Here is a 16,668-nt window from a genome sequence, read left to right as displayed (position 1 = left end):
ATATTTGCCCAATTTTGCGGGGTTTCGCCCTGGCCGCCGTAATTCAGATCACCGTCCCCGGCCGGCCGCGACCCCGGCCGGGGACGGCCAGGGTCGTCGATCGGTCATTCGGTGGGCGGAGCCGTGGGCTCTGCCGGCGGCCCGCCGAGGCGGCGGCGCAGCGAGGTGGTCGCCAGCGTGAGGGCCAACACCACCAGCAGCGCGGAGACCGCGATCAGGATGACCGCGGTCCGCTGCACCGAGGACATGCCGCCGTCGTCGTCGGTGGTCGCGCCCGCCGGGAGTACGCCCTGCGAGCCGGTCGGCGCGGGCGGCGAGACGACAGGCGTGGCCATCGCGGCGGCCGCGGTGATGCGGAAGCTCATCTGCACCCGCCGGGTCGCGCCATTGCGCGGGTCGAGTTGACCGATCACCGCTCCGGACAGCGGCGCCTCCCGCTGGGCCTGCGGAGTCGCCTCCACCGGCAGCCGCAGCTCGCGGGTCTCGCCGGCCGACAGCAGGCCCGCGTCGCACCGGGTGCGGGACGCCTCGACCGGCAGGCAACCCGCCGGTGGGGTCGGCACGTTCACCCCGGCTGGCAGGATCACCTCCACCAGGCCGGCGGCGTCCACCGTGCCGGTGTTGACCAGCCGCACCGCGAGGGTGCTCGCCGCGCCGCTGATGTCGAACGCGACCTCGTCGGCGGCCAGCGAGATGCCGGGCACCGGCGGGCCGGGTGGGAACAGCACCGCGAAGCCCTGGTCGTCGGCCACCTCGCCGGACACCCCCGGCGCGTCCGCGACGACCCGCACGGAGCCACTGAGCGGCATCCGCTCCCAGGCGTCGCCGGCGACCCGCAGCCGGATCAGGCTGCTGAACCGGACGCCCGCCTCGGCCGTCCAGGCACCGCACTGGTACGCGCTGCCGCCCGCTGCGGCGCACCCCTTCGTCCCGGCGTCGCTCAGCCCGGCCGGCAGGGTGTACGAGAGCCGGACGCGCTGCGCTGCGGTGCCGGTGTTCGCCACGGTGACCCGCAGCGTGGTGGTGGTGCTGGCCGCGTTCCAGTACGCCTCGGGCAGGGTGACGTCCTCGGTGGTCACCTGCACGCCGAGCGGGCTCGGCACCGGCGCCGGCGTGCCACCCGGCGCGGGCGGCTGAACCGGGGGAGGCGGCGGCCCGGGCGTCGGTGGTCGCGTGCTGCCCCCCGGTGCGGGAGCGGTGGTGGTGGGCGGCGGCACGTTCGGCGGGGTGGTCGGCGGAGGCGCCGGGGGCGTCGTCTCCGGCGGCGGCGCGGTGGTCTCCGGGGCCGGGTCGGTAGGTGCGGGATCGCCGCCCGGATCCTCGGTGGGGGTGGGCTCCTGGGCCGGGGTGGTCTCCGGGTCCGGATCGGGATCGGGCGCCGACTCCGTCACGGCGGCGATCGGGTGGGTGTGCGGCACCGCCGCGCTGGCGAGGGCCGGAGCGCCCGCGAGCGCCGCGAGCAGCCCGAGCGCGAGCGACGCCGCCAGCAGGGGCGCGGGATGTCGCCCCGCAGCCCGGCGTTCGGGCGATACCTTCACGCGGGCCATCTGTCCTCCGGTGCCATGGGTGGAAGTCCAATGTTCGTAACAGTTGTCTCAGTGCACTAGTCCCACGCGGAAACAAATCCGTAACGTGTTTGGGACGGCCTGTCCGTCTGGGCGGTAGGCTCCCGATGTGACCGGTTACCTGGGCTCGTACGCGACGCTCGGGCTCTTGCTGCTCGCCAGTGTCCTGTTCTTTGTGACGGCGTTCTCGGCCAACCGGGTGTTACGTCCCGCCCGTCCGGCCGACCCGTTCGGCAAGCGGACCAGCTACGAGTGCGGGCTCGACCCGGTCGGCGCCGACTGGGCGCAGATGCAGATCCGCTACTACGTGTACGCGTACCTGTACGTGCTGTTCGCGGTCGAGGCGGTGTTCCTCTTCCCGTGGGCGGTGGTCTTCGACCGGCCGGGCTTCGGCCTGGTCACGGTGGTGGAGATGGCGGTGTTCGTGGCGGTGCTCGCCCTCGGCATCCTCTACGCCTGGCGTAGGAACATCCTGCGCTGGACCTGAGCGCCCCGTCCTCCGGCGATCGTGCCGCTCCGCCGACCGTTCACGGTGGTCGCCGCACCGACCAGACGACTCAGGCCAGACCCCGCCGGGTCGCCGCGGGCGGTCGGTCGCCGCGGATCGAGGCGACCATGTCCAGCACCCGACGGGTGGGCCCGACCTGGTGGGCCCGGAACACCCGAGCGCCCAACCAGGCGGAGACCGCCGTCGCGGCGAGCGTGCCCTCCAGCCGCTCGGCCACCGGCAGGTCCAGCGTCTCGCCGACGAAGTCCTTGTTGGAGAGCGCCACCAGCACCGGCCAGCCGGTCGCGGTCAGCTCGTCCAACCGGCGGGTGATCTCCAGGGAGTGCCGGGTGTTCTTGCCGAAGTCGTGCGCCGGGTCGATGAGGATGCCGTCGGGGCGTACCCCCGCCGCCACCGCGCGCTCGGCGAGCCTGGTAACCGTCTCGACCACGTCGGCGACCACGTCGTCGAAGGCGGCCCGGTGCGGCCGGGTCCGGGGGACCAGCCCGCCGGCGTGCGAGCAGACCAGGCCGGCGCCGGTGCTCGCCGCGACCCGGGCGAGCGCCGGGTCGGCGCCCGACCAGGTGTCGTTGAGCAGGTCCGCGCCGGCTGCCACGGCCTCCGTCGCCACCTCGGCACGCCAGGTGTCGATGGAGATCACCACCTCCGGGAACGCGGCCCGTACGGCGGCGATGGTGTCCACGGTGCGGCGGATCTCCTCCGCCACGTCCACCTCGGCGCCCGGTCCCGCCTTGACCCCGCCGATGTCGATGATCGCCGCGCCCTCGTCGACCGCCCGCTCGACGGCACGCAGCGCGCTGTCGGCGGCGAAGGTGGCGCCCCGGTCGAAGAACGAGTCCGGTGTGCGGTTGACGATGGCCATCACCACCAGCTCACCCGGGGCGAACGTCCGCCCACCAAGCCGAAGTGCCCCGGCCATCACGCCTCCCGACTGTCCGCACCGTCGCCGCCGCTCCGGCCGCCACCGACGCTAGCCGGTCGGCCGGCCGGCGCGCGGGGCGGGCGTGGGCGTCGATCGCGATCGGGGTGGTGGGGTCGCTCCCAGCCGCCTGTCGTGCCACGATCAGTGCATGGGTCAGCTTCTGCTCCTCCTGGTCGTGGCATTGACGGTCGCGGCGGTTGTTTTCGGCGTGACGGTGTTGGTCAGTGGCCGGGATCCCGGCCTCGCGCCGACCGAACCGGATTCGCAGGCCATCCCGCTGCCCGGCACCCGGCCACTGCGGGAATCCGATGTGGGCGCGGTCCGGTTCGACACCGGTTTGCGCGGGTACCGGATGGCCCAGGTCGACCAGGCGATGCGCCGTGCCGCCTACGACATCGGCTACAAGTCCGAGCTGATCGGCGTGCTGGAGTCGGAGGTCATCGCGTTGCGTGAGGGCCGCATCGACGACGCGGACGCGCTGCGCCAGGCCCGCGAGCAGGCCGCGACGGCGGTGCCGGCCGCGGCCACCGCGGAGTCGGATGCGGACGGATCGCCGGCCGACGCCGTGCCCGCTCCCACCTCCTCGGCTGCCGATTCGGACGGCGTCGCGCCGGGGGACAGCGAGCCGACCGACCGCACGCCTACCGACAGCGAGCCAACCGCCCACAAGCCGGCGGACGGCGAACCGACTGACCGCGAGCCGGCCGCTGACGAGCCGGCCGAGGACCAGCGGGCCGGTGGGGCCGGGCAGCACGGCGCGGTGGTCCGGTCGGAGTCCGCGTGACCGGTCCGGAGGGCGCCGACGATCTTCAGGAGGCGGCGCAACCCGGTGCCGGTGAGGTGACCGCCACCGTCATCGTCAACGCCCCGGCGGCCCGGGTCTTCGCCGCGTTGCTCGCCTGGGAACGACAGTCGGACTGGATCCCGTTCACCCAGGTCCGGGTCGTCGAGGGCGACGGGCGCGAGGGCAGCCGGATCGAGGCGGTGACCGCGCTCGGCCGGGCGACACTGCGCGACGAGATGCTTGTGGTCCGGGTCGACGAGCCGTACGAGATCGGCGTCGTGCACCACGGCCAGGTGCTACGCGGCCCGGGTGTCCTGCGGTGCACCGCACTCGGCGAGGCCCGCACCCAGGTCGTCTGGCACGAGTGGTTCCACCTGCCGGGCGGCCGGGCCGGCCGGCTGGCGTGGCCGGTGCTCTGGCCCGGCTCCAAGCTGGGCCTCACCCAGGCGCTGAAGAGGTTCGCCCGTCTGGTCGAGCAGGGCCGACTGCCCTGACCACGCCCGGCGCCGGCTGCCAGCCCGGCGCGCGGAGGAGATGCCCCAGGCGGTGCCGCCACGTCCCGGCGGCGCGCAGGTCCCGGGCGATCGAGACGTATTCGTGGAAGGCCACGCGCACCGGGTTGTAACTGCCCACGTTCTTGGTCAGGCCGTAGACGCAGCGCTCCCGCTCCGCCGCGAAGGAGCCGAACAGCCGGTCCCAGACGATCAGGATGCCGCCGAAGTTGCGGTCCAGGTAGCCGCCCTGGGAGGCGTGGTGGACGCGATGGTGCGACGGGGTGTTGAAGACGAACTCGTACCAGCGTGGCATCTTCTCGATGCGCTCGGTGTGGATCCAGAACTGGTAGAGCAGGTTGACCGAACCGCAGAACGCGACGACCGCCGGGTGTACGCCGGCCAGGATCAGCGGGACGTAGAAGACCCAACTGGTCAGCCCGGTCCACGGCTGCCGCAGCGCGGTGGAGAGGTTGAACCGCTGCGACGAGTGGTGCACCACGTGCGAGGCCCAGAGGATCCGGATGACGTGGTGGCCCCGGTGTGACCAGTAGTAGCAGAAGTCCTGCGCCAGCAGGATCAGCGGCCAACTCCACCAGATGTCGGCGATCCGCAGCGGGGTGAGCGCGTAGAGCAGCGCGTACGCGGCGGCGATCGGCACCTTCCAGAGCAGGTCCGTGAAGACGCTGCCGAGCCCCATCGCCAGGCTCGTCGCGGTGTCCGCGCCGCCGTAGCCGACCTCGTCGTCGTCGCGGTGCAGCAGGTAGGAGACCCGTTCCAGCACGATGAGCAGCAGGAAGGCCGGGATCGACCAGGCGATGACGTCCGGAAATTCCTTCATCGCGCCGCCTCCACTCGCCGTCGTCGGCCGGGGACGCCCCGCTGGGTGACCCCGACCTACCGGTCGGTAACAAGCACGATAGGCAGTGGAGCGGCAGGTGGCAATGGGCTGTCGGTGCGATGGCCTAGCGTGTGCGACGTGAGTGACCTGGTGATCGGCGCCGACGGGCTGGCCCGCTGCGCCTGGGGGGCGAGCACCCCGGACTACGCCGTCTACCACGACACCGAGTGGGGGCGGCCGCTGCGCGGTGACGACGCGCTCTACGAGCGGATGACCCTGGAGGCGTTCCAGTCCGGCCTGTCCTGGCTGACCATCCTGCGCAAACGCCCGGCGTTCCGGTTGGCCTTCGACGAGTTCCACCTCGCGACGGTGGCCGGCTACGGCGAGGCCGACGTGACCCGGCTGCTCGCCGACGCCGGCATCGTCCGCAACCGGGCCAAGATCGAGGCGGCGATCGCCAACGCCCGTGCCGCCCTGGAACTGCCCGACGGGCTGTCCACGCTGCTCTGGTCGTTCGCTCCGGAGCGCCGGCCGGCCCGCCCCGCCTCGTTCGCCGAGCTGGCGCCGATCACCCCGGAGTCGACGGCGATGGCCAAGGCGCTCAAGAAGCGCGGCTTCCGGTTCGTCGGCCCCACCACCGCGTACGCCCTCATGCAGGCCACCGGGATGGTCGACGATCACATCGTCGGCTGTCACGTCACCCGCTGACCGGCGGCGTGATGGGATGGCAGGCATGACGACCGAGACCGCGTACCGGGCCGGTGCGGCCGGCAACACCGACGGGCCGGGCACCTGGGCCGTGCTGCTGCCCCCGGAGCGCTACGAGGCCGAGCGGCTCGTGCACCACGACTCGCTGGAGCTGACCGGGCTGACCGACGTCGGGCGTCCCGGCCCCGGTGACCGGGTGGCGGTGCTGGCCGACGCGCCGCCGCGACTGGTGGCCCTCGGCCGGGTCACCGCGCCGACGCAGCGGCACTCCGAGGACCCGGACGATCCGCAGTCCGACATCGAGCCGGGGACGCTCGTCGTGACGTACACCCGCAGGGCCTTCGACGAGCCGGTGCCGACCGACCTGCTCACCCTCGACGGGCCGGTCACCGCACTGGAGCCGGCCGCCTTCCGGGCGTTGGCCGACCGGCTCGGCCCGCCCCCGGTGCGGCGCACCTGGCTGGTCAGCCTCGACCTGCCGATCGAGGCCGGCACGCCGGCCGAGGCGGTGCGTCTGTTCTGGTCGTACGTGCAGGAGTTGGGGCCGCGCGAGCTGCCGGCGTTCGTGTCACCGGCCGGCGACGAACTCGCCATGCAGGCGTTCGTGCTGGGCGCGGAGGCCAACCAGGACCCGGAAGAGGACGACTAGAACAGCTTGTCGAGGCGTCCCCGCCAGTCGGCCAGCACCGGCCCCGGGTCGGTGTCCAACACCCGCTCCAGCAGCGTGGCGTAGACGTCCCGGAAGTCGGTGGTGTATTTCAGGTCGCCATCGTCGAGGTCGGTGAGGCTGGGCGCGTCCCCGTGCCAGCCGCCGCGCACTCCCGCGCCGAGCAGCAGCATGTCGGAGGCGGTGCCATGGTCGGTGCCGTCCGAGGCGTTGGCCTTCACCCGGCGGCCGAACTCGGAGTAGACCGCCACCACCACCTTGCGGCCCGCCTCGGTGCGACTCATCCGGTCGGCGAACGCGGTCAACGCCCGGTCCACCTGCCCCAGCAGGACGGCCTGCAACTGCTTCTCGTCGGCGTGCGTGTCGAAGCCGCCCAGCGACACCGAGAAGACCCGCGTGGACACGTTCGCCTCGACACACTGCGCGACCAGGTCCAGTTGGGCGTCCAGCGGGGTTCGTGCCCCGCCGGTGGCCGTGGCGGGCGCCTGGTCGCCGTCCGGGTCGTCCGCCTCCGTGGCGGCGGAGTCGCGTACCTGGTGGATCATCTCGTCCACCGACCGCAGGTCGGCGAAGCAGGCGGCGGCTCTCGCCCGTGCGGCTGACTCACCCGGCTCGGCGGCGGAGAACGCCTTCAGCGTCTCCGCCGGCAGGCCCTTGGTGGCCTTGCGGTCGGTCACCGGCACGGCAGCGCCCGCGCTGCGCGCCCCGGCCAGCAGCGGCGGCAACGCCGGCTCGAACGACACGGCCAGCCGGGGGTCGCCGCCCGTCCCGTCCAGCCAGCGGCCGAGCCAGCCGGTGTTGCCCGGCCGGTCGGGCTGCGCCGTGTGCCAGATGTCCATCGACCGGAAGTGGCTGCGGTCCGGCTTCGGGTAGCCGACCCCGCGCACGATCGCGAGCCCACCGCCCGACCAGCGCTGGTGCAGCCCGGCCAGCGCCGGGTTGAGGGCGAAGTCGTCGTCGAGCCGCCGCACCTCGCCGTCGGGGTACGCCAGCTCCGGGCGGGCCGCCCGGTAGGCCGGGTCGCCGTACGGGATGACGGTGTTCAGGCCGTCGTTGCCGCCGTAGAGGGTGACCAGCACCAGCGTGCGGGACTGCGGATCACGGTCTCCGGCGGTGTCCAGGAGGTCCCGCAGGCCGTACGCGCCGGCACCGGCGGCCAGCGCGCCCGCGCCGACCACCCCGCTGGTGAGCAGGAACCTGCGTCGGGTCAGGGTGTCCACTTCTCGACTCCTCCGCTCAGCTGACGGTGTATTCGGGGCTGACCAGCCCGGCGGCCAGCAGCTTGCGCGGCTCGCCGGCCAACGGTGTGAGGGCGGCCCGGGTGCGGGCGCCCCAGCCGTCGACGACCAGCAGTCGGGCCAGCGCGTCCGGCCGGCCGGCGACGGGCGCGGCGGTCAGCCGGGCCAGCACCGCCGGGGTGGCCGCCGCGGCCAGCATCCCGGCCATCCGGAGCCGGGCCTGCAACGACGAGGTGGTCAGCCATGCGGCGCCGGCCGGCCAGCCGCCCACGCTGGGCGGCCGCAGTGGCACCTGGTCCAGCGCGTTCAGACCGGAGAGCAGTTGCTTGCGCTGCTGCTCGGGCAGGGCGGAGGGCCGGACGCCGAGCTGTCGCAGCGCGCCGACCATCCACTCCACCGGCTGCTTCACGAGGGTGCCCCGGGTCTGGGCGAAGGCCGGCGACGTGAACAGCGCGCGCAGGGTGGCGACGGTGTCCGCGCCGGCCAGGCCGTCCGGCGCCGGGACGTCGGTGCCGGCGTAGCGGAACCAGAGCCGCCCGGCAACGAACGTCGCCGCCGTCGGCTGGGTGGCCAGCAGCCCGGCGTACGCCTCGGCGTCGAAGCGGCCGGTCTGTCCCAGGATCGTCTTCTCCCCGGGGTCGTGCCGTTTGGCCTCCAGGCGGGCGACGCCGGTGCGCCGGTCCACCACCCAGCCGGTCAACGCCCGCGCGCCGGCCTTCACGTCGGCCTCGGTGTAGCCGCCGATGCCGAGGGTGAACAGCTCCATCAGCTCGCGCGCCAGGTTCTCGTTCGGCGCCTTGCGGGTGTTCTTCTGCCCGTCCAACCAGATGATCAGGGCCGGGTCGCGCACCATCGCGGCGACCAGCGGGGCCAGCGGCCCGCGCCCGTGGCGGCGCAGGGTCTCCAACTGGCCCAGCATCACCCGCGCCGACTTGACCTTCTGCGCGCTGGTCGCCCAGTGCCCGTGCCAGAAGAAGAGCAGCTTCTCGGTCAGCCCGTCCTCGGCGGCGACCATCCGGTCCAGCCACCAGAGGGTCACCTGCTGGAGCTGCTCCCGGCGCTGGGCGTTGGCCTTCTGCCGCTCTTCGCGGGTGGATTCCTTGGTCAGCGCGGCGTACGGGTCCGGGGGCAGCGTCGGCGGTGGGGTGGCCGCCGCGCCCCGGTCGGCCCCTTTCGGGGCGAGCAGGTTGTCCAGGGTCGCCGCCGGCCCAACCCGCTCGGCCGCGTCCACCTCGTCGGCGGTCGGCCCGAAGGTGGCCCGCCGCAGCAGGTGCGCCACCGCTTCACGATCGCTCATGCGGCCCGACGCTAGGCGGCCCGCGTACGAGGACGGTAAGGGCGGGGTGCGAATCGCGTTCAGTGTCCCTCGAAGACCGGTTTCTGCTTGGCGACGAACGCGAGGGTGGCCGCCCGGTGGTCGGCGGTGGCGCCGCAGATCGCCTGAGCCTGCGCCTCGGCCGAGAGGGCGTCGGCGAGCGTGCCGGCGTCGGCGATCGAGAGCTGCCGCTTGATGGCCCCGTACGCGACGGTGGGGCCGGCGGCGAGCCGGGCGGCCAGGTCCTGCGCGACAGGCAGCACCTGCTCGTCGTCGTCCGTCAGTCGGGTGATCAGCCCCAGCCGGCAGGCCTCCTCGGCGCGGACCGGCTCGGCCAGCATCAGCAGCTCCACGGCCTTGGCGTGACCGACCAGCCGGGGCAGCGTCCAGGAGGCGCCGGTGTCGGCGGCGAGGCCGACCTTGGCGAAGGCCATCAGGAAGCTGGTGCTCGGGCCGCCGATCCGGATGTCGGCGAGGAAGGCCAACGACGCGCCGGCGCCGGCGGCCATTCCGCGGACCGCTGCGACCACCGGCTTGGGCAGGTTGGCCAGCCGGGCGGCGATCGGGTTGTAGTGCGCCCGCACGGTGTCCAGCGGCGGGCCGGAGGAGTTGCCCAGGGTGGCCACGTGCTCGCGCAGGTCCTGCCCGGCGCTGAACGCTCCACCGGCCCCGGCCAGCACGACCGCCCGGCAGGACCGGTCGGTCTCCAGCTCGGCCAGCGTGTCCCGCAGGGCCTCCTTGAGCGCCAGGTCGAGCGCGTTCATCGCCTGCGGCCGGTTGAGGGTGAGGGTGACGACGGCGTCGGTCCGGTCGACGAGCAACGGCTCGGTCACGTGTCTAACGACCCTTCTGTCGAACGATGCGGTTGCCGGCGTCGAGGCACTGCTCGACGTACCGGTCGGCGGCCGGACGCAGGCGGGCCGCGTGCCGGTCGAAGAAGCTGGCGGCGGCGGTGCCGGGCCAGCGCTCGGGCAGCAGCGCGGGGGGCAGCTGCGGGTCCCGGAACAGGAAGGTACGCCACGCGTGCACCAGCCGGAATCGGGCCGCGTACGCCTCCTCGTCGCTGCTGCGCACGGTGACCGCGCCGAGGAGGGGGCGCTGGTCGGCGACGAACCGCTCGTACGCGCGGCCGATCTCGGCCAGGTCCCAGGCGCGGCGGACGACGCCCATCGCACCGGGGGTGCCGGAGAAGTGCGAGGCCGTGAACCGCTCGAACCGGATGCCGGCCTCGGCGAGCAACAGGTCGACGTCCTCGGCGGGCCGGGTGGCCACCCAGGTCTGCTCGTCGAGCGTGCCGTAGCCGAGGAAGCTGAGGGTGGCGGCGAGTCGTTGCCGGTCCCGCCGGGAACCCGGGGCGTCGAGCACGAGCAGATCGAAGCGGCCGTCCCAGGTGACCCGGCCGGTTCGGTAGATCCGGGCCGCCGCCTCGTCGAGTCGTCGGGCGGCTTTTGGTGTGATCGAATATCCCGGTCCGGAGGCCAGCCGGAGCGGGTCGAGCCAGCCTTGACGCACCATCCGGGACACGGCGGTGCGAACGGCGGGCGGCGCGATTCCCAACGGCGCCAGTAGCTTGACCAGGGCGGCGACCGGTGCCCGGCCACCCCTCGGCCGGAGGTGGTCGCCGTACAGGTCGAAGAGTGCCGACCGTGCCTGCATGACCGCACATTGTGACAGGCCTTCTCAAGATAAGCTAGATGCTGTTACATCAATGCTGCTCCGGTTTGGGTCCGGCGGTGTTCATCAGGGAAAATCGTCTGTCGACACCCCCGCGAGAGTTGCGGGAGGTCGTGACGAAGTGGCTGTGGGGCAACCCACCGACCCTGGTGTAGGTCTGAGGGGAGACAACATGGCGGCGATGAAGCCGCGGACGGGCGACGGTCCGCTGGAAGTCACCAAGGAGGGTCGGGGCATCGTCATGCGGGTCCCGCTGGAGGGCGGTGGCCGGCTCGTCGTCGAGATGACTCCCGACGAGGCCAACGCGCTCGGTGACGCGTTGAAGGCAGCCGCCGGCTGAGTGAGGAGCGACCCGGACGGCGTACGCCGCTCGGAGCGTTTCTTGGACCCTGAGCCACCGGGATCGCCGGTGGCTCAGGGTCTTCATCGGTGTGGGCGGGCGATGGCCCGGTCCCACTCTGCGACATTTCCTGGAGGTGCGGTTCCGCGTGCTCGCCATCCGTCCGCTTGCCGAGCCCGATCGGCTCGACGTCCTCGTCCTGCCCGTCCGCCCCACCGATCCGGCGGCGGGAGGTGACGCCCCGGCGGAGTTGGCGCCCACCGCCGTGACGCCGCCGGACGGCACCGTCGAGGAGGCTGCCGCGCTGGTGCCGGTCGCCCGACTGAGCGGCCGGGCCGGCGAGATCGCCACCCACCTGCGCCCAGGGCGCAGCCCCGGTCGGCTGGTGCTGCTCGGTATCGGCGACGGCGGAGAGTCGTCCTGGCGGGCTGCCGGCGCTGCTCTGGCCCGCTCCGCGTCCGATGAGACGCAGATCACTATCGCGCTGCCGGCCGAGGTGACCTCCGAGGCGGTCCGTGGGTTGACCGAGGGGCTGCTGCTCGCCTCGTACCGGTTCCGGCTGACCGAGGCCGGCGACCCGCCCGCGCTCACCGGCGTCGACCTGCTTCTCGACGACCCGGAGGCGTACGAGAGCACCGTGGCCACCGCGCGGACCACCGCCGCGATGACCCGCCTCGCCCGCGATCTGACCAACACCCCCTCCTCGGTGAAGACCCCGCAGTGGTTCGCCGACCAGGTGGCCTCCGCAGCCGCCGACCTGCCGGACGTGCGCCTGACGGTGCGTGGCCCGGCTGAGCTGGCCGCGGAGGGCTTCGGTGGGATCCTCGCCGTCGGCGGCGGCTCGGCCAGCGGCCCGCGGCTGGTCGAGGTGGACTGGCACCCCGCGAACGCGCGCACCCACGTGGTGCTGATCGGCAAGGGCATCACCTTCGACACCGGCGGCATCTCGATCAAACCGGTGCCGGCGATGAAGCTGATGCGCAAGGACATGGCCGGCGCGGCGGCGGTCGTCGCCGCCACCCTCGGCGCGGCGGCGCTGCGCCTGCCGGTCCGCGTCACCACCCTGGCCCCGCTCGCCGAGAACATGGTCAGCGGCTCGGCGTTCCGCCCGGGCGACGTGATCCGGCACTACGACGGGACGACCAGCGAGACGACCAACTCCGACGCGGAGGGCCGGCTGGTCCTCGCCGACGCGCTGGCGTACGCGGTGCGGCAGCTCAAGCCCGACCTGCTGATCGACCTGGCCACCCTCACCGGCGCCAACGCCGTGGCGCTGGGCAAGCGCACCGCGGCCCTCTACAGCGAGAACGACGATCTCGCCGCCGACCTGCTGACGGCGATCGAGGCGGCCGGCGAGGCGGCCTGGCGGATGCCGCTGCACACCGACTACGTCGAGTACCTGGGCAGCGAGATCGCCGATCTCTACAGCGCGCCCGCCCAGGGCGCCGGATCGGTGACTGCCGCGCTCTACCTGCGCGAGTTCACCGGCGACCTGCGGGACCGCTGGCTGCACCTGGACATGTCCGCCCCGTCCTGGGCGGACGGCGACCAGGCCGAGCTCACCCGCGGTGCGACGGGCTGGGGCGTCCGCTCGCTGCTGCGCTGGCTGGCCGCCGTCGACTGACCGTCAGCACTTCACGGCGGCGAGCACCCCGTGCCCGACCGGGAGCAGCGCGGGAATCCAGTGCTCCGACTCCCGGACCGCCTTGATCGTTTCGCGGACCGTCACCGTCTCCGCGTCCCGGGCGGCCGGGTCACCGATCCGACCGTGCGCGAGCATGCCGTTGAGCGCGAGCACGCCGCCCGGGCGCAGCAGTCGCAGCGCCGCTTCCACGCAGGCGTGGAAGCCGGTCGCCTCGGCATCGACGAAGACCAGGTCGTACGCCCCGTCGGCGAGCCGCGGCAGCACGTCCAGCGCGCGACCGGTGATGATCCGGGTGCGGCCGGCGGCGAAGCCCGCCTCGGTGAAGATCCGCCGGGCGATCCGCTGGTGCTCCACCTCCACGTCGATGGTGGTGAGCACGCCGTCGGCGCGCATGCCTCGCAGCAGCCAGACGCCGCTCACGCCCGTGCCGGTGCCGATCTCCACCACCGCGCGGGCGTTGCCGGCCGCGGCCAGCAGCCGCAGCGCCGCCCCCGCTCCGGGGGTGACCGCGTCGAGGCCCACCTCGTGGGCCAGGCTGCGGGCGGTCCGTAGGACGAGATCCTCGGTCACGTACGACTCGGCGAACTGCTGAGCCTGGGTCGTCGAACTGCCGGAACCGGCGACCGTGGCGATGGGGCACCTCCGGGCGGTGCGTGGTGCGGGGGCGGGTTGGCACTGTGAGCGTAGAGGCGACCCGACCGAGGCGCAGCCGCGCCTCCGTCCCCTCGCGATCGCCGGGGGCAACCGCTGACTCCACCGCGCGCATCCGTGCAATCCTGGAAGCGGTATTCCGTCAGCCTCGACCGCGCCGAACCGTGGCCGGGCGACGCCGCGCGGGATCCGGGGACGGACTGGGAGGCACCGACGTGACCGACGGCTGGGATTGGCGCCGGGGCGGTGAGACTCCGGCTCCGGCGAGCCCGCCCGGGGCAGGAGCCCCGCCGGCGGGGGCGCCGACCACGCCGGGGAGCGACACCGCGCCTGCGGCTGCGGCCGGCGCGTCGCCCTGGTGGTCCGACGCGCTCGGTGATCCGTGGCGTGATCCGGCGACGCCCGCCGCAGTGGTGGTGCCGGGGGTGGTGGCGGCCGGCACCGAGCCCGAACCGGTCACCGACCCGGACGCGCCGGGTCGACCGACGCTGCGTCACCTGCTGCTCATACCGGTGATCACCGCGCTGCTGGCGGGCACCCTCGGTGGCGCGCTGGGCTACGCGTTCGCGGTCCGTGGTGGCGCCGCCGGCACGGTGCTCGGCGCGCAGGCCGCGGAGCCGCCCGCGCTGGCCCAGCGCAAGCCGGAGTCACTGGCCGGAGTCGCCGAACGTGTCCTGCCCAGCGTGGTCACCGTCCGGGTGAGCAGCCTGGGCGGGACCAGCGAGGGCTCCGGCTTCATCGCCAGCGCCGACGGTCATGTGATCACCAACGACCACGTGGTGTCCGGCAGCAGCGGCAAGGCCTCGGTGATCTTCAACGACGGCACCTCCGCCCCGGCGACAGTCGTCGGTCAGGACCCGGAGTCCGACATCGCGGTGATCAAGGTGAACCGGACAGGGCTGCGACCGGTGGAGTTCGGCGATTCCGACGCGCTGGCCGTCGGCGACCCGGTGCTCGCCATCGGCTCGCCCCTGTCGCTGGCCAACACGGTCACCGCCGGCATCGTGAGCGCCCTGGACCGGACGATGCAGGCCGGTGAGCCGGGTGGCCCGGTGCGCTACTACGCGGCCATCCAGACCGACGCCGCGGTCAACCACGGCAACTCCGGCGGCCCGCTCGTCGACGGCGCCGGGCGGGTGGTCGGGGTCAACTCCACGATCAAGTCGCTGGTGGCCGAGGGCCAGGAGGCCGGCAACATCGGGCTCGCCTTCGCCATCCCGATCAACCAGGCCAAGCGGGTCACCCAGGACATCATCGGCACCGGCAAGGCCCGGCGTACGGTCATCGGCGCCCAGGTCGGTGGCCCCGGGGCGGGTGCCAACGGCGGCGTACGGCTGGCCGCCGTGGAGCCTTCCGGGCCAGCGGCCGGGGCGGGGCTGAAGGTCGGCGACGTGATCCTGAAGCTCAACGGCCGGCCGATGACCGAGCCGACCGACCTGATCGCCCTGGTCCGCAAGTTCGCTCCGGGTTCGGTGGTGACTGTCGAGTTCCGGCGGGGGGCCGCTCGGCAGAACACGTCGGTGACCCTCGCCGCGGATGCCAAGTGAACAGCGGGTCACCCCCTGCCGGAAAGCCGTCCGACGTGCGTAGTCTTGCTGCTGACGCCGAGAGGAGGCCCACGGGATGTTCGAGAACCTGAACATGTGGGAAGTCGGGGCGCTGCTGCTCCTGGCGCTGTTGATCTTTGGTGACCGGCTGCCTGCCGTGATCAACGACGGCCTGCGGATGGTGCGCAATCTGCGCAACATGGCCCGCAACGCCACCGGCGACCTCAGTCGCGAGCTGGGCACCGACATCCAGCTCGAGGATCTGCACCCGAAGGCCTTCATCCGCAAGCACCTCCTCAGCGAGGAGGACGAGGCGGCGATCCGCAAGCCCATGCAGGGCGTCTACGACAACCTGCGCGCGGACGTCAGCGGCGTGCACAACGAGCTGAAGGACGTGGCCAACGCCGTGGACCCCCGCGCGAACGGCTCCCGGCCCGGCACGGCCACCGGCGCCTCGCCGGCACCGGCTCCCCGGCCCAGCTACGACGACGCCACCTGACTCGTACGGCACAGCGACGACAACGCCCCGCAGGCCCGAGTGGGCCGGCGGGGCGTCGTCGATCGGGGGGTCAGCGCCCGGCCGGCTTGAGGCCGAGCGGCTTGCCGAGCAGCGACTCGCGGCGCAGCGCGAGCCGGTCGGCGATCGTGCCGAGCGCCTGCGCGGCCGGGGACTCCGGCTCGGCCAGCACGATCGGGTTGCCGGCGTCGCCGGCCTCGCGGACCCGGGTGTCCAGCGGGATCTGACCGAGCAGCGGCACCTGGGCGCCGATGGTCCGGCTCAACGACTCGGCGACAGCCGCACCACCGCCGGCGCCGAAGACCTCCATCCGGGAGCCGTCCGGCAGCTCCAGCCAGGACATGTTCTCGATGACGCCGACCACCCGCTGGTGGGTCTGCAGGGCGATCGCACCCGCCCGCTCGGCCACCTCGGCGGCGGCGGTCTGCGGGGTGGTCACGATCAGGATCTCCGAGTTGGGCAGCAACTGGGCCAGCGAGATGGCCACGTCGCCGGTGCCCGGGGGCAGGTCGAGCAGGAGCACGTCCAGGTCGCCCCAGTAGACGTCGGCCAGGAACTGCTGCAACGCCCGGTGCAGCATCGGACCGCGCCACACCACTGCCGCGTTGCCCGAGGTGAACATGCCGATCGAGATGACCTTCACGCCGTGCGACTGCGGCGGCATGATCATGTCTTCGACGCGGGTCGGTCGGCCGTCCGCGCCGAGCATCCGGGGCACCGAGTGGCCGTAGATGTCGGCGTCGACCACGCCCACGGAGAGCCCACGGGCGGCGAGCGCCGCCGCCAGGTTGACAGTCACGCTGGACTTGCCGACACCACCCTTGCCGCTGGCCACCGCGTACACCCGGGTGCGCGAGCCGGGCTGGGCGAACGGGATGACCGGCTCCTCGCTGGCGCCGCCGCCGCGCAGCTGCGACTGCAGCGACTGCCGCTGCTCGGGGCTCATCACACCGAAGTCGATCTCCACGCCGGTCACGCTGGGGACCGCCGCTACGGCAGCGGTGATGTCCGTGCGCAGCTTGTCCTTGAGCGGGCAGCCGGCGACGGTGAGCAGCAGCTCGACCCGTACGACGCCGTCGGCGCCGATCGTGGCGGAGCGGACCATGCCCAGCTCGGTGATGGGCCGGCGGATCTCCGGGTCGTTGACGGTGGCCAGGGCGGCCTGGATCGCGTCCTCGACGGTGCTCACGGGTGCTGACATGCCCGCAATGCTACGTCGCGGGGCATCCGCTCCGACCGCTGGCCGACGGTGGTG

At 73.3% G+C, this 16,668-nt stretch carries 18 protein-coding genes; 9 read left to right on the top strand and 9 right to left on the bottom strand.

The window, feature by feature from the left end; all coding sequences use genetic code 11:
- Positions 1-104: 104 nt before the first annotated feature.
- Positions 105-1,547, bottom strand: a complete 1,443-nt coding sequence (locus AB0B97_RS04990; protein ID WP_357490733.1) for a hypothetical protein — start codon at positions 1,545-1,547, stop codon at positions 105-107.
- Positions 1,548-1,674: 127 nt separating this feature from the next.
- Here AB0B97_RS04990 and ndhC point away from each other — a divergent pair, with 127 nt between their 5' ends.
- Positions 1,675-2,052, top strand: coding sequence for an NADH-quinone oxidoreductase subunit A (gene ndhC, locus AB0B97_RS04985; protein WP_234584320.1), 378 nt, complete (start codon positions 1,675-1,677; stop codon positions 2,050-2,052).
- A gap of 70 nt (positions 2,053-2,122) precedes the next feature.
- On the opposite strand, the gene folP is transcribed toward ndhC, so the two are convergent.
- Complete coding sequence (folP, locus tag AB0B97_RS04980; protein WP_357490731.1) at positions 2,123-2,992, bottom strand: dihydropteroate synthase; 870 nt, start codon at positions 2,990-2,992, stop codon at positions 2,123-2,125.
- A 151-nt stretch (positions 2,993-3,143) separates the two neighbouring features.
- On the opposite strand from folP, the gene AB0B97_RS04975 reads away from it, so the two are divergent.
- Positions 3,144-3,779 carry a DivIVA domain-containing protein gene (locus AB0B97_RS04975; protein WP_357490729.1) on the top strand — a complete coding sequence of 212 codons (636 nt, stop codon included), beginning with the start codon at positions 3,144-3,146 and terminating at the stop codon, positions 3,777-3,779.
- Positions 3,776-4,273 carry an SRPBCC family protein gene (locus tag AB0B97_RS04970; RefSeq protein WP_234584323.1) on the top strand — a complete coding sequence of 166 codons (498 nt, stop codon included), beginning with the start codon at positions 3,776-3,778 and terminating at the stop codon, positions 4,271-4,273. The genes AB0B97_RS04975 and AB0B97_RS04970 overlap by 4 nt, the downstream gene beginning before the upstream one ends.
- On the opposite strand, the gene AB0B97_RS04965 is transcribed toward AB0B97_RS04970, so the two are convergent.
- Positions 4,218-5,111 (bottom strand): sterol desaturase family protein, encoded by an 894-nt coding sequence (locus AB0B97_RS04965; RefSeq protein ID WP_357490727.1) that lies wholly within the window; start codon positions 5,109-5,111, stop codon positions 4,218-4,220. The two genes, AB0B97_RS04970 and AB0B97_RS04965, sit on opposite strands and share 56 nt — an antisense overlap.
- A 138-nt stretch (positions 5,112-5,249) precedes the next feature.
- Between AB0B97_RS04965 and AB0B97_RS04960 the strand changes: the two genes are divergently transcribed.
- On the top strand, positions 5,250-5,819 hold the full coding sequence (locus AB0B97_RS04960) for a DNA-3-methyladenine glycosylase I (protein ID WP_357490725.1): 570 nt from the start codon (positions 5,250-5,252) through the stop codon (positions 5,817-5,819).
- A gap of 25 nt (positions 5,820-5,844) precedes the next feature.
- Positions 5,845-6,468 (top strand): hypothetical protein, encoded by a 624-nt coding sequence (locus AB0B97_RS04955; protein ID WP_357490723.1) that lies wholly within the window; start codon positions 5,845-5,847, stop codon positions 6,466-6,468.
- Here AB0B97_RS04955 and AB0B97_RS04950 read toward each other — a convergent pair.
- From AB0B97_RS04950 to AB0B97_RS04935, 4 genes are read right to left on the bottom strand one after another with little or no spacing between them, the layout of a single operon-like run.
- Positions 6,465-7,706, bottom strand: a complete 1,242-nt coding sequence (locus AB0B97_RS04950) for a DUF1501 domain-containing protein (RefSeq protein ID WP_357490721.1) — start codon at positions 7,704-7,706, stop codon at positions 6,465-6,467. The two genes, AB0B97_RS04955 and AB0B97_RS04950, sit on opposite strands and share 4 nt — an antisense overlap.
- Positions 7,707-7,722: 16 nt before the next feature.
- Positions 7,723-9,021, bottom strand: a complete 1,299-nt coding sequence (locus AB0B97_RS04945; RefSeq protein WP_357490719.1) for a DUF1800 domain-containing protein — start codon at positions 9,019-9,021, stop codon at positions 7,723-7,725.
- 59 nt (positions 9,022-9,080) lie between these two features.
- Entirely contained in the window at positions 9,081-9,872 is a 792-nt protein-coding gene (locus AB0B97_RS04940) for an enoyl-CoA hydratase-related protein (protein ID WP_234584328.1), read from the bottom strand.
- A gap of 4 nt (positions 9,873-9,876) precedes the next feature.
- The gene (locus AB0B97_RS04935) at positions 9,877-10,695 is read right to left on the bottom strand and encodes a PaaX family transcriptional regulator C-terminal domain-containing protein (RefSeq protein ID WP_007455243.1); all 819 of its coding nucleotides are present in this window, start codon (positions 10,693-10,695) and stop codon (positions 9,877-9,879) included.
- A 190-nt stretch (positions 10,696-10,885) separates the two neighbouring features.
- Here AB0B97_RS04935 and AB0B97_RS04930 point away from each other — a divergent pair, with 190 nt between their 5' ends.
- Both AB0B97_RS04930 and AB0B97_RS04925 read left to right on the top strand, forming a co-directional pair.
- The gene (locus tag AB0B97_RS04930; RefSeq protein WP_007455245.1) at positions 10,886-11,053 is read left to right on the top strand and encodes a DUF3117 domain-containing protein; all 168 of its coding nucleotides are present in this window, start codon (positions 10,886-10,888) and stop codon (positions 11,051-11,053) included.
- Positions 11,054-11,201: 148 nt separating this feature from the next.
- Positions 11,202-12,677 carry a leucyl aminopeptidase family protein gene (locus AB0B97_RS04925; protein ID WP_357490716.1) on the top strand — a complete coding sequence of 492 codons (1,476 nt, stop codon included), beginning with the start codon at positions 11,202-11,204 and terminating at the stop codon, positions 12,675-12,677.
- A 3-nt stretch (positions 12,678-12,680) separates the two neighbouring features.
- Here AB0B97_RS04925 and AB0B97_RS04920 read toward each other — a convergent pair whose 3' ends face one another.
- Positions 12,681-13,268, bottom strand: a complete 588-nt coding sequence (locus AB0B97_RS04920; protein ID WP_234584332.1) for an O-methyltransferase — start codon at positions 13,266-13,268, stop codon at positions 12,681-12,683.
- Between the two features lie 281 nt (positions 13,269-13,549).
- On the opposite strand from AB0B97_RS04920, the gene AB0B97_RS04915 reads away from it, so the two are divergent.
- Positions 13,550-14,896, top strand: coding sequence for a trypsin-like peptidase domain-containing protein (locus AB0B97_RS04915; protein ID WP_357492028.1), 1,347 nt, complete (start codon positions 13,550-13,552; stop codon positions 14,894-14,896).
- A 76-nt stretch (positions 14,897-14,972) separates the two neighbouring features.
- Complete coding sequence (locus AB0B97_RS04910; RefSeq protein ID WP_234584334.1) at positions 14,973-15,395, top strand: preprotein translocase subunit TatB; 423 nt, start codon at positions 14,973-14,975, stop codon at positions 15,393-15,395.
- A gap of 70 nt (positions 15,396-15,465) precedes the next feature.
- On the opposite strand, the gene AB0B97_RS04905 is transcribed toward AB0B97_RS04910, so the two are convergent.
- Positions 15,466-16,614, bottom strand: coding sequence for an Mrp/NBP35 family ATP-binding protein (locus AB0B97_RS04905; RefSeq protein ID WP_357490713.1), 1,149 nt, complete (start codon positions 16,612-16,614; stop codon positions 15,466-15,468).
- Between the last annotated feature and the right edge of the window lie 54 nt (positions 16,615-16,668).

This window comes from Micromonospora sp. NPDC049004 (assembly GCF_040649315.1).
Taxonomy (GTDB): domain Bacteria; phylum Actinomycetota; class Actinomycetes; order Mycobacteriales; family Micromonosporaceae; genus Micromonospora.
Note: the sequence above shows the minus strand (reverse complement) of the source record. Positions and strands in the feature narration are given on the sequence as shown.